Below are 11992 nucleotides of genomic sequence, written 5' to 3'. Positions count from 1 at the left end.
CGACGGTTATACGAGTACGTCTCCTACAAGGCCCCTGAGAAGGGCGTCTCCGTGAAACAAGTTGAGCCGAATCACACGTCTCAACGCTGTTCTCGAACGGACTGTGGGTTCACGCACGACGGTAACCGCCACGGAGAACACTTCTGTTGCCAGAAGTGTGGGTACGAGGTGAACGCGGATTACAACGCCGCGAAGAACATCGGGACGCGGTACGCTCGGAAGCGGACACACGGACTCCGTTCCTCGCCCAAGTCGGGGAGCGGAGACGCACCAGTAGACGTGCGTATAAATGGTGGGACGTTGAACGGCGAGAGTTACCAGCGTATTGCTGGGGACTGATTGCCGGGAGTCCACATCAAAGCCCCACCCTCACGGACCGAGGCGCTGAGCGCCGAGGGAGTAGGGTGGGGTAGTTTACCTGACTGTCTCCGTGAGCGGATAGTCTGCCATCCGTGGGGACTAGCAGGAACGTATTAACCCCCCAGCGAGCGCAGGCCGCGAAGCAACCAGTAGAGAGGCTGTGCTCTTTCAGCGAATGCGAGTTCCAGAGCGGTTGCCGACGACGACTGTGTCCGATCGACAGTATCGCGCTCGAGCCAGCGACCGCGGACGAACGGCCGACGGGTCCGGAGACGACGGCCCGAGCTGTCCCGGATCGCTGATCGTCGTCTCGAACCGCCAGCCGTACCGCCACGAGTTCGAAGACGAGTCGGTCTCGGACTCTCGGTCCGATCCAAGCAGCGACAAGGACCCGTCACTGGGGACCGACGGCGGGCTCGCTCGAGGGGAGCGCCAGCAGTCGATTACGGTCGACGAGCCGACCGGCGGGCTGACCGCCGGCCTCGATCCCGTCGTCAAGGAAACCGACGGGACGTGGATCGCCTGGGGTGACGGCGACGCTGACTTCGCGGTCACCGACGATCGCAACTGCGTGGCCGTCCCGCCGGACGAGGAAGCCTACACACTGCGTCGACTCGAGCTCTCGGATGAGGCGGTCGACTCCTACTATTATGGCTTCAGCAATCGCGTCCTCTGGCCGCTTTGCCACGGCTTTCCGAATCTGATCGAGGACCGATCGAACGACTTCGAGTGGTACCGGACGGTCAACGAGCGGTTCGCCGACGCAGTCATCGATCACGCTGACGAGGACTCGGTGATCTGGCTGCAGGACTACCACCTCGCGCTCGCACCGCGGCTCATTCGCGAATCGATTCCCGACAGCGCGACCGTCGCTCACTTCTGGCACATTCCGTGGCCGACACCGGAGACGTTTCGGCACTGTCCCGCGGGCGGTCACGTTCTCGAGGGACTGCTCGGCAACGATCTGCTCGGCTTCCACGTCGAGGGATACGCTGACCGGTTTCTGGACTGTGTCGACCGGTTCCTCCCGGCTGCCGGCGTCGATCGTGCTCGTCGAACGGTTCACTTCGACGGGCGGACGACCCGCGTCGTCGCGACCCCGATGGGCGTCGACGCCGAGGGATACGACAGTGACGCGCGTTCGACCGATCACGACCGCCTCTCGTCGCTGTTCGAGGAGTACGGAATACCACCGGAAACCACACTCGGACTGGGGCTCGATCGCCTCGACTATACGAAAGGGATTCCGGAACGACTGGCCGCGCTCGAGCGATTCTTCGAGCGCAATCCCGGCTGGCGCGGCGAGTTCACCTTCGTCCAGAAGGCGACGCCCTCGCGGACCGAAATCGGAACCTACCAGCAGTACGGCGACCTCGTTCGTAGCGAAGTCAAGCGGATCAACCGCCGCTTCGAGACCGCTGACTGGCGGCCGATCGTCTACACGGAGGACGTCTTGCCACGGGAGGACATCTGCGCGCTCTATCGGCATGCCGACGTGATGGTAGTAAGCCCGCTGGTCGACGGGATGAACCTGGTTGCACAGGAATACGTCGCGGCGAGCACCGACGGCGATAGCGCATTACTGTTGAGCGACCGAACCGGTGCCCACGAACGGCTCGGCTCACACGCCCTGACGATCGATCCGACTGACAGAGACGGAACTGCGGCTCAGCTCGAGTACGCGCTCTCGATGTCGGCGTACGAGCGCCAGCGGCGGCTGAACACGCTCCGTCAGCGCGTGTTCAGCGGCGACATTCAGTCGTGGATGGAAACGCAGTTCGACTGGATCAGACGTGTGCACGACGACCCCAGGAATCAGGGCGGTCCTGAGAGCCGGGACGAGACCCGGCGATCCGAGACGAGGAAGGACACCGATTTCGACTCCCGGGAACCGACGCCACCAGTGTAATCGATGTCCGCGCCCGACTCACCGCCACGACCACTCGACGAGCAGTTGCCACGGATTCGGACGACGGTAGCGGACGCCAGCGGACTCCTCGTCTGTCTGGATTTCGACGGCACGCTCGCGCCGATCGTCGAGGATCCCGACGCAGCGAGGCCGATCGAGCGCAATCAGGACGTAGTGGCCACGCTCGCAGAAACCCCCTCGGTGACGACGGCAGTCATCAGCGGTCGCGCCCTCTCGGACGTCCGCGAGCGTATCGATGGCCCGTCGATCTACGCCGGGAATCACGGACTCGAGCTCGCCCGTGAGGGCGACGTGTCCGTCCATCCGGTCGCGCGTGAGCACGCCGATCGCATCGAACGCCTCTGTGCGATTCTCGAGCTTGCCCTCGAGCCCGTGCCGAACTGCCGGATCGAAAACAAACATCTGACCGGGACGGTCCACTTTCGATCCGTCCCGCCGGCGACCGTCCCGATCGTCCGTCAGCTCACCCGCGACCTCGCCGAGACGTTCGGTGGCGACGTCCTCGAACTCTCACCCGGCAAGCAAATCCTCGAGATCGGGCCGGACCTCGAATGGGGCAAAGGAGACGCAGTCGAGGTGATCGCTGCCGACGAGCCACCGGAAACCACCGTCATCTACGTCGGTGACGACGTCACTGACGAGTCGGCGTTTCGAGCCGTCGAACCGGACGGGATCGGGGTCAGAGTCGGCGGCGACGAGCCCTCGAGCGCGTCCGCTCGCGTCGACTCGCCGGCGGCGGTCGCAGACTTCCTCTCGTGGCTCGGCTCGACCGGCGTCGAACTGCTCGAGTGATACGGCCCCCAGTCACTTTGTCCCGGCCCACCCGGCATACAGCGACACACTGGCCAACGTATCAATACCGACACTAATAACTAATACTGATAAACCCATTCGAGCCGAAAGTATTAGTTACCACTGGAAATATAGTGCGGTACGAGAGTGAATACACGTGAAACTCCGTCAACCAACTGATTTCCTGATCCTCGAGGCGCTCGAGGACAAGGGCCGCAACGTCGCAACGAACCTGGCTTCGCACACGGGGAAAAGCCGGAAGAACATCAACACGAGGCTCCCAGTCCTCGAGGATTACGGACTCGTCCGCAAGATCGGCCCCGCAGAACGGTCCGGCCTCTACGAGATCACCTCGATGGGGAAAGCGGCACTGGTGTACCAGGACCAGTACGACGAAGCCGACGACTTCGAAGCACTCATCGAAGGGCCAAGCGCCAGCGCTGACGCGGACGGAGAGGCGCAGACGAGTTTTGCCCGCGGTGAAACGGACAGCGACGACGACAAGTGACGAGAAGTTGCGGTCCAGGTTCGGCCACCGCGCCGAATTCGGGCGCCTCGAGTGGGCACGACACAGTTCCGTTCTCGACGTGGGCCGACTGACTGGTCAGGGAGCGACATCGCCGTCGTAGCTCGCGAGCTGACGACGAGCGCACGACGAAAAACTGAAGCTGAGCTGTCGTTGCCGATCGTTCGTGTCGGGAATTGCCGCCCCACACTGTGAGCGATCGCGGTCGTACTCGGGATCCCACGCATAGCTGCTGAGCATCGGCGTCGCGACAACGGTGTCGCCGTCGACGAACGCGGTGCCGTGTTCGTGACCGAGACCGAGTGCGTGGCCGACTTCGTGGAGGAGGACGTGCATCGTCTGTGCCGGCGTCGTGTTCGGCGCGAGCGATCGCGGCCCGTCGCCGACGACCGTCGCGAACGACTCGAGAGCAGCGATATGGCGTGCTCCACCGACGGATGCGACGTGTGGAACGCCGTAGCCGGTGGGTGCCGTGTCCATGCTCCCGTCCGTGACCAGCAGGTTGACGTCCGACGCCGGCTCGATGTCGCGCCCGCCGAGAGCCCCTGCCGCGACGGCCATCGGCCACTCGCCACGGCTGGTAAGCCAGGCAGCGTCCTCGGTCGAGACCGAGACGGTCCCGCCGATCGAGACATCGAGCGTCCAGTACGCAAGCGAGAGCGTCGCGGTGAGATACTCGTGGATCCGCTCGGCGACGCCGTCGTACGCCGCAGCACGTTCGGAGAGCCAGACGCGGACCTCGAGCGTGTCGGTGGCCCCGCGTGTCGTATACGCCAGCGTCCCGAGTGAGAGTGCTGACCCGACTGTTCCAAGGAGCGCGCGACGATTCACGAGCGCGAGTTTCGCAGCCGGCACCCAGTTTCTGTGGCTGAATCTGATCGCACATTAAATCGTCACAAGCGGGCGCCCGTCCGTGAGCGGCCACGGCGTGACCCACCCTACGCCGACGGCACGCGCCGGGTATCGACGACGCGGGCACGGCGCCCGGTAACGCGGATCTCGCGCCCTGCCGGCAACTCCTCGGGTTCGATCGGAACCAACAGGAGCAATGCATCGTCGTCGGTTTCGACCAGTCGGCGGGAGGGCGTTTGCTGTTGCATACAAAACGTCCACTCGCCGGTCCGAAGCCGGTGGCGAACCTGCCAGTCGGTGTAGTAGCGACCGTTCGAGCCTTCAAAGACGGTCTCGAACGGCAGTGCGACCACGGTCACCCCACCCCCCACAATCGGGCGCCGGCTGTCGTCTCGCGCATTCCTATTCGATCGACTGACTGTCACGCGTATTGGTGCTCGGGTTCATATAGCCGATAGTTAAGTGTTCGTGACAGTCTCCGAAGAAAGGGGCTCGAGTGTGCGTGATTGTCAGCTAGACGAGCATATTCTGCCGCCGGAGTGAACTCTGCTAACGGAGCCGAACCGGGCGTACAGTCCGTATCAACTACTATTATTTGGCTCGAGACTGTTGTGCCAGTGGCGTCAGTCGAACGACGGCTGCTGTGCGAGAACGCCATTCGAACCACCACCGACTGCAGCTCTCGGACGGTACGCCGACGTCTGCTGGCGCTTTCTGATAAGACACCACCGAAACGGTGTCAGTCGAGTTCGATCATCGGCCGACCGCTGTCCGATGCGTCACTCGTGGGTCAACTCGTACGGTCCCCTGTCCTGGTTCTCGGCGAGTCCACAGCACGGTCGCGGGTGCGCCGGCACTGACTGACAGTATTCCGGATCAATCAGGACCGGCACTGTTTTCGAAGAACTCGCCGAGAATCGACCTGAGTCCCTTTCGAAGGTGTTGGTGCATCGTCGGCGGCGAGATGTTCATTGCCTCCGCGATCTCCTCGCCGGTGCTTTCGCGTGGCCAGTCGAAGTAGCCGCCGTAGTAGGCGAGTCGCAACGTCGTCAGCTGGCGGTCCGTGAGTTCGTCGAGGATCCGGCTTCGCCGCTCGGCCGCCGTCCTGACCGCCCGATCGACCTCTCGTCTGGCGACGAGCTCGGCGTTCTCGTAGGCGACGGTCAGCGCTTCCGCGATCTCACGGATGTCGGCGTCCTGTGACACCTCGACCAGGTAGGTTCCGACACCGTCCTCGACAGTGACGTCTCGGATCGTCGCACCGTGGTTTGCGAGCGTGCGGACGCCCGACGTCGAGAGCCGTAGCTCGATCGTACAGCGCTCGTCGCCGTCGTGGATGAGCCGGTACTCCTCGACGGAGTCGTGTGCCTTCGCCTCCTTGCGGACCGTCTCACACTCGAGTCCGTCGACCGTCACGTACTGGAAGGTGCGTCCGCTCGACGTGGTGCCGGCCCACTCGAGCGAGCCGGTACAGTCGTATTGCTCGGAGAGATCGAAGCAGAACGTGTCGCCGCCGTCGATCCGGAACTCGAGTTCGACGACGGAGTCGGCAAAGAGCAACTGGCGGTTTTTGACGGCCATGATGGTAAAGCCGATCGTCTCGCCGAGCAGCCTGAACTCGGCTCGCTCGCGTTCGCTGAAGGCGTCGTCGCGACTCGCGAGCACGGTGAGTACGCCGTAGGTCGCGTCCTCGTGTGTGATGGGGACGACGATGCCTGATCGGACGTCGTCAGCGCGGGCTGCTTCCCGCAACTCCTCGGGAAGCGACTCGTTCTCGACGATGGCGTTCGTCGTCCGTAACTCGCCCGTGCGTGCTGCCCGTTCGACCGGGTTCTCATACTCGGCAGAACAGTCACGGACACACTCGAGGACGGCCTCGGCGTCGCCCGCGCCGGTCCGGTAGGACAGTTGGCCGTCGCCGGTCCACTCGGCGATCCACGAGCCACAGTATAGCTCCGAGTCGACGAGCTGTTCGCAGACCTCGCGTTCGATGGTGTCCCTGGCCGGCGCCTCGACGAGCGTCTCGATGACCTGTCTGACGACGGCGTTGATCCGGTTTAACGTCTCGAGTTGGTCCTGTCGCGAGCGGAGTCGACGCTCGCGTTCGACGCGTTCGGTGATGTCTCGTGCCAGCCAGACGACGGCACGTCGTCCCTGAATCCGTTCGTCGATTGGGACGACGCGGGCCTCGAACTGCCGGCACCCATCGGTGGTGTCCGCCTGGTACTCGATCGACTGCACGTCGTCGGTTCGGATCGCCTGATCGATACAGTCCTGTAAGTCCGCCGCGACCGCATCGGGAAACGCATCCTCGAGCGTGGTGCCGACCAGCTCGTCGGCGGGGACGGTGTAGAGGTCCCCCGATTCTGGACGGACCTTCGCCTCGAGATAAGTACCGTCCTCGCCAATGACGAACGCCTCGTCCGGCAACTCGGTTGCGAGGATATGGTGATAGCGGCTGTCGCCGTCGTCGGAGCGGGCGCTGGTGCTGGTTTCGGATTGGAATGTCGAGACGATCCGGTCGATCGGGTCCTCGTCGCCTCCCGTCGGCACGTAGTCGGTCGCGTCGGCACGGAGTGTCACCGTCGCGAGTCGCTCGCTGCCGTCGTGGGGTGCAACGAGCGTCGGCACGTCCGGCAGATCTGCGTGGACACGCCGCAGCAGGGCCTGGATGTCGGCTGGCCGGTCGAGTTCGAGGACGAGGGCACTCGGCGTAATCGGCGCCGTCTCGCCGGCGGGTGCCGCCTCCGCCGTGCTAGCCGATTCCGATTTCTCACCGCTTGCCGGATTTGTCTCCGCACCGCCGTCGTGTTCGGTAGTGGGGGGCACCCTCACCGATTCAACGAGACGTTCGGGATCACTGGGTGTGGGAACTGTTCGAACAGCGCGTTCGGTTGCCTGCTCGAGTCGCGGCCGAAGACGACTCTCCTGAGCACGCGTGTCGGTCACGATGACGATCGGTCTCTCTCGTTGTCTCTCGGTCATCCATGTAGCTCCGTCCAGCCAGTTCGCATCCGTTCTCTTCTCTCACAACTACGCCATGGAATAAAAAGTCTGCTGGTCACTGTCCGATACGGACTACTGTCAGCTATTTCCAGTGCAAACGCTACTGCCCTGCGAGTATGCCGATACATCGTTACAGCAGACCGTATGACTCGCTTGCCCGCCAACAAAAACCCGACTGATGGCCGTCTGTGGCCTACAGCTCGTCTTGCTTTTTGAGCTCCCGGAGCAGGTCGTCGACGAGGGACTCGACGTCATCGTAGGGGAAATCGCCGCCCGTGGTCTTGGTATTGAGTTCCATCGCGGTCATCGAGAAGTCGCCGGACTCGAATTTCGTTCCCGGGCCGTCGGGCAACGCCGGGACGAGGTCCATCGGACTCGAGACCGGATAGTCGGCGTCTTCGAACGCGTCGATCATCTGCTCGCGGAGTTCGGCTTCGTCTGCCATGACAGTCCGTTCTTTTGTGCGGACCCCAATAACTCTGCAGGTCGACACTGATTCGGAACATGGCCCGTGATCGCCGCGTCTCTGTTCGTCCACGTGGGCTCGGTCACAGCCCGACAGTTCGTTCCACTGTTGGTTTTCCACCCTGAATGAATGGGCGAAACAATAATTAATCAGTACCGACCAGTCTAGGTACATGGCGAAAGATACCGTCAGGTACCCCGACGACGTGGTCGAAGAGATCGACGCGCTCGTCGAAGACGGTATGTTCGAGAGTAAATCCGAGTTCTACCGGTTCTCCGCGGAGTACGTCCTCACCCTGATCAACGACGATCACGACGTCAAGACGTTCAACTTCGACGAGATCCAGGCCGAACTCGATATCAGTGACCGCGACCACGCCGAGGCGCTCGGGACCGACGGTGGCACCTTCTTCCTCGACGCCGTCATCAACGTCCGCAAACACGGGCTGCGTGGCAACTACGAGGCCGCCGAACGCTTCATCGACACTCACTACGACGAGACCGACCAGGAGTGTATAATCCTCGAGGAACTGCTCGGCACCTACCGCGACGGGTCGTAGCCGCTCGCGCGTCTCTTCTGGTTCCCGATGTCTTCTTATTCGTCGAACGGCTCGCCGAGCGCCGCCAGGTCGACGTGCTCGCTGACAAGTCGTGCCGCGCGATCGTACGGCGTCGATCCAGCCTCCGTCGCGTCCGGGTCCGTCGACGGTGACGCTTCCGTCTCCGCCCGCGGCGGCCAGTCGACCTCTGCCGTCGTCGCGACGTGTGCGAGAAACGCCGTCCGAACCGATTCGTTGTCGAACAGACCGTGCAAATACGTTCCGAGCACCTGGCCCTGGGCCGCACTCGAGTCACCGAGTGGCCGACTCACATCTTCGAGCGACCGCGTCCGGCCGGCGTGGATCTCGTAGCCCGACGCAGGTCCGTTGGCACCCGCAAGCAGCGGCGACGCCGACCTGTCGACGGGCACCGACGTCTGCTCGAGTCGTTTGTCCCCTTCGAAGCGGGTTTCGACCGGCAGTAGGCCGAGTCCATCGACAACATCGTCTGTGCCTGTCCCCTCGAGCGCGGCGTTGGTGATCCGCTCGCCGAGCATCTGGTAGCCACCACAGACCCCGACGACCGGGCCGTCGAAGGCCGCGAGCGCGTCGGCGAAGCCGGCCTCGTGGAGCGCCAGCAGGTCGTCGACCGAATTCTTCGTCCCCGGGATGACGACTGCGTCGGCGTCGATCCCCTCGAGCGGGTCGTCTCCAGCGCCGTCGACTGGCACGTAGACCACCGAGACGCCGGGTTCGTCCGCCAGCGCCTCGAGATCGGTCGCGTTCGAGATCCGGGGCAGTCGGGGCACGGCGATCCGAATCCGTCGATCATCGGGAACGCCATCATCGTCACCGACGATACCTCGCTCCTCGCTGCCGGGGAGGCCGACGCTGTCCTCTTCGGGAAGGCCGGGGTCGTCGTAGGGAAGCACGCCCAGGATCGGCACGCCGGTTCGGGATTCGATCTCCTCGATGCCAGGCTCGAGCAGCGATGGATCGCCGCGGAACTTGGTGATGACCGCGCCGACGATCCGCTCGCGAAGCGCGTCGGGGACGAGTTCGATCGTCCCATAGAGGCTGGCAAAGGCTCCGCCGCGTTCGATGTCGACCAGCAGGAGAATATCGGCATCGGCGAACTCGGCAGTCTCGACGTTCGCGAGGTCTCGATCGTGAAGGTTGATTTCGCCGATGCTGCCCGCGCCCTCGGCGACGATCACGTCGTTATCGGCGGCCAGCCGACGATACGACTGTTCGGCGGCCTCGCGCGCTCGGTCCCAGTACTCCTCGTAGTAGGTTCCCGCAGGCACGTGGTCGTGGGCCTCACCCTGCAACACCAGCTGGCTCTCGCCGTCGCCGCGAGGCTTGAGGAGGACCGGGTTGCAGTCGGTGGTCGGGGTCATGCGGGCCGCTCGAGCCTGCACGAACTGGGAGACGCCGATTTCGCCCCATCGGTCGTCGGTAGTGGCGGTAGTGTCGCCACCCCGCTTGCCGTCTACGTCCGGCCGAACGACGACGCGCGCGTTGTTACTCATGTTCTGGCCCTTGTACGGCGCGACATCGACCCCACGGTCGGCAAGCAATCGGCAGAGGCCGGCCGCGACCGTCGACTTGCCGACGTGACTCGCGGTTCCGGCGACGAGAAGCGTTCGTGTCATCCGCGTTGGCGGTACTCCCGCTGCAGGGTGTATTGTCCTATCGGTTCGCCTCGAGGAATCTAGACGGCTCTCGTATCAGTTCGTCTACCCTGCCGTCACTCGTCGTCTCCGGGTTCCGGCAACTGTCCGTTTTCGAACGCGACTTGTTCGCTGGGATGAGGTACGATGTGGCTCAGGATTTCGTGCGGAACGTAGCCGATGTTGTATCCCTCTTCGTTACGGAGGACGATGCCGTGTTCGTACTCGCGGAAGTCGAAACAGTTGAGCTCTTCATACGCGTTGCCCAGGTTGAAGACGACCTTCATGCAGGTCCATCGATGCGACGACGGTTCCCACTGTTCCTTGCGGACGAATGTGACTCTCTGGACTGCCGATTTGTGTCCGTTATATGAGAATATCATAGAACGACATTCACGACGACTCTGTAGGAATCCTGACTCGATAAGTACAGGCCAAGGCGTTACCGGAGGGATTACGGATCTCTCCAATAGATACAGCAAATCCACATTATTCATTTAATTTTTAGAGTTAAATTGTATGGTTGGTTAATATAAGAACCTAACACTAATCCACAGCAATTAAATATAATTCTTACCAAGATAAATACAAGGCGCAGGCACTAGTACGCTCCAGTAGATCACTGGCGTCACAGTCAGAGCGCAGAGAGTTCTCGTCGAATCGCGTTAGCACCGTGTTTTCGAAGGAGCGCGAGAATTTCGAGCGCGCTAGGCGCGGATCGGTATGTTCCCAAGGAGTCCGGAACGGTCGGTTCGAAGTCGGGGTTGTTCAGGCTCTCCAGTCCGTCGATCAGTAACTCGCTCATTACGGAGGTGCGTTGTCGGCATTTGATCGCGCCGTACGTGTCGTGGTCGTGAATGGGAACGTGATCGATGGCGACGATCCGTCCACCATCGATTTGGTCGGTAAGTTGCTGGAGGGTCACGCCAACCGAACCCTTGCCGTCGATAAACTCCCAGAGAGGGCCGATACGTCCTCTGTACTCCCTGATGTCGCCGAAGTGGAAAGAGAGAACACCACACTCCGGGGCGTCGAGGAGCCGACCCGTGAGGAGCCCGAATCCGAACCGAACCACGACGTCCGCCTCGTCCGCGATCCTGTCGACAACCGGATCGGGGATCGACCGCCAGATCTCGTCCTCCCAGTTGGGCGAACACCGTACCACGTCTGCGTTCTCGAGTGCGTCGACAGTCGAGAAGTGACGGGGTTCGTCGTAGGAGGGTGGACCGCGTATCATCCTCGAGAGTTTCGTGACGGCCCACACCGGAAGCCACGCTCCCCAGTTTCGGCTCCGACGAAGCAGATAACCCATTGATCGATCTCGGAGCCGACGCGACTCGTCGTTGATTACGACAAGAGAGATCTCGACAGAAGTCTGATTAACCAGTTTCTGGAGCGCCATTGCCCGATACGCGGGTACAAAATCGTCCTCCAACAGTACGCAGACACTCTCACATCGCATTCACGCTAACACACAAGGACTTTCGACTTCAATATCCGCCTGCAAGTGCGGATTCTGAAGGTGGAGTGAACTACTATTAGTATCGTTAGGATGCTCTCTGGTCAGCACGTGTCACTAATCTTCGCAGATTGACATTTGGGCTGTGCCACATTCGCGTTTTGTATCTTGCACGACAGTGAGAATATCTATTAAAGCTGGTAGCATTCCCGGTGGCAAGTGCGCATACTCACTTCTCGGCCAATTCATCGTCGAGATGAATGTAATCGAAACTGGGGGAGACTTCTGTAAACTACCCCGTCCTACTCGCTCCCTCCCGCCTTGCGGCGGTCGGTCACTCCTTGAGGACGGGGCTTTACCGCAACGACATTGTGCCCCGCGACCCCATGG

At 62.2% G+C, this 11992-nt stretch carries 12 protein-coding genes; 5 read left to right on the top strand and 7 right to left on the bottom strand.

All coding sequences use genetic code 11. From position 1 onward, the window contains the following. The 4 genes from ACFR99_RS19815 to ACFR99_RS19800 form a co-directional block, all read left to right on the top strand. A partial coding sequence (locus ACFR99_RS19815; protein WP_390291348.1) for a zinc ribbon domain-containing protein occupies positions 1-339 on the top strand: 339 nt, incomplete at its 5' end. A gap of 196 nt (positions 340-535) precedes the next feature. Continuing rightward, positions 536-2269, top strand: coding sequence for an alpha,alpha-trehalose-phosphate synthase (UDP-forming) (locus ACFR99_RS19810; protein WP_390291345.1), 1734 nt, complete (start codon positions 536-538; stop codon positions 2267-2269). 3 nt (positions 2270-2272) lie between these two features. Continuing rightward, positions 2273-3082 carry a trehalose-phosphatase gene (gene otsB / locus ACFR99_RS19805; RefSeq protein WP_390291343.1) on the top strand — a complete coding sequence of 270 codons (810 nt, stop codon included), beginning with the start codon at positions 2273-2275 and terminating at the stop codon, positions 3080-3082. A gap of 157 nt (positions 3083-3239) precedes the next feature. After that, positions 3240-3590: a winged helix-turn-helix domain-containing protein gene (locus ACFR99_RS19800; protein WP_390291340.1), complete on the top strand. Its 351-nt coding sequence runs from the start codon at positions 3240-3242 to the stop codon at positions 3588-3590. 96 nt (positions 3591-3686) lie between these two features. Here the strand turns inward: ACFR99_RS19800 and ACFR99_RS19795 are convergent, their stop codons facing one another. The 4 genes from ACFR99_RS19795 to ACFR99_RS19780 form a co-directional block, all read right to left on the bottom strand. Next, positions 3687-4439, bottom strand: coding sequence for a zinc metalloprotease (locus ACFR99_RS19795; RefSeq protein WP_390291350.1), 753 nt, complete (start codon positions 4437-4439; stop codon positions 3687-3689). A gap of 107 nt (positions 4440-4546) precedes the next feature. Then, positions 4547-4813 (bottom strand): hypothetical protein, encoded by a 267-nt coding sequence (locus ACFR99_RS19790; protein ID WP_390291337.1) that lies wholly within the window; start codon positions 4811-4813, stop codon positions 4547-4549. 523 nt (positions 4814-5336) lie between these two features. Beyond that, positions 5337-7445, bottom strand: coding sequence for a bacterio-opsin activator domain-containing protein (locus ACFR99_RS19785; protein WP_390291334.1), 2109 nt, complete (start codon positions 7443-7445; stop codon positions 5337-5339). 214 nt (positions 7446-7659) lie between these two features. Beyond that, positions 7660-7911: an MTH865 family protein gene (locus ACFR99_RS19780; protein ID WP_390291331.1), complete on the bottom strand. Its 252-nt coding sequence runs from the start codon at positions 7909-7911 to the stop codon at positions 7660-7662. Between the two features lie 193 nt (positions 7912-8104). Between ACFR99_RS19780 and ACFR99_RS19775 the strand changes: the two genes are divergently transcribed. Next, positions 8105-8491: a ribbon-helix-helix domain-containing protein gene (locus ACFR99_RS19775; RefSeq protein ID WP_008011840.1), complete on the top strand. Its 387-nt coding sequence runs from the start codon at positions 8105-8107 to the stop codon at positions 8489-8491. A 35-nt stretch (positions 8492-8526) separates the two neighbouring features. Here the strand turns inward: ACFR99_RS19775 and ACFR99_RS19770 are convergent, their stop codons facing one another. The 3 genes from ACFR99_RS19770 to ACFR99_RS19760 form a co-directional block, all read right to left on the bottom strand. Next, positions 8527-10125, bottom strand: coding sequence for a cobyric acid synthase (locus ACFR99_RS19770; protein WP_390291328.1), 1599 nt, complete (start codon positions 10123-10125; stop codon positions 8527-8529). Positions 10126-10220: 95 nt separating this feature from the next. Beyond that, positions 10221-10430 (bottom strand): hypothetical protein, encoded by a 210-nt coding sequence (locus ACFR99_RS19765; RefSeq protein WP_390291326.1) that lies wholly within the window; start codon positions 10428-10430, stop codon positions 10221-10223. 347 nt (positions 10431-10777) lie between these two features. Next, entirely contained in the window at positions 10778-11455 is a 678-nt protein-coding gene (locus ACFR99_RS19760) for a formyltransferase family protein (RefSeq protein WP_390291323.1), read from the bottom strand. Positions 11456-11992 lie beyond the last annotated feature (537 nt).

The sequence above is a fragment of the Haloarchaeobius amylolyticus genome (genome assembly GCF_042678045.1).
GTDB lineage: Archaea > Halobacteriota > Halobacteria > Halobacteriales > Natrialbaceae > Natrinema > Natrinema amylolyticus_A.
The sequence above is the reverse complement of the archived record's forward strand: the minus strand, read 5'-3'. Positions and strand labels throughout refer to the sequence as shown.

Bases quoted from the DNA above. Each gene is read 5' to 3' on its own strand.
- ACFR99_RS19810 (WP_390291345.1), top strand. From the start codon at position 536: ATGCGAGTTCCAGAGCGGTTGCCGACGACGACTGTGTCCGATCGACAG.
- otsB (WP_390291343.1), top strand. From the start codon at position 2,273: ATGTCCGCGCCCGACTCACCGCCACGACCACTCGACGAGCAGTTGCCA.
- ACFR99_RS19785 (WP_390291334.1), bottom strand. From the start codon at position 7,445: ATGACCGAGAGACAACGAGAGAGACCGATCGTCATCGTGACCGACACG.
- ACFR99_RS19780 (WP_390291331.1), bottom strand. From the start codon at position 7,911: ATGGCAGACGAAGCCGAACTCCGCGAGCAGATGATCGACGCGTTCGAA.
- ACFR99_RS19775 (WP_008011840.1), top strand. From the start codon at position 8,105: ATGGCGAAAGATACCGTCAGGTACCCCGACGACGTGGTCGAAGAGATC.
- ACFR99_RS19770 (WP_390291328.1), bottom strand. From the start codon at position 10,125: ATGACACGAACGCTTCTCGTCGCCGGAACCGCGAGTCACGTCGGCAAG.
- ACFR99_RS19765 (WP_390291326.1), bottom strand. From the start codon at position 10,430: ATGAAGGTCGTCTTCAACCTGGGCAACGCGTATGAAGAGCTCAACTGT.
- ACFR99_RS19760 (WP_390291323.1), bottom strand. From the start codon at position 11,455: ATGGGTTATCTGCTTCGTCGGAGCCGAAACTGGGGAGCGTGGCTTCCG.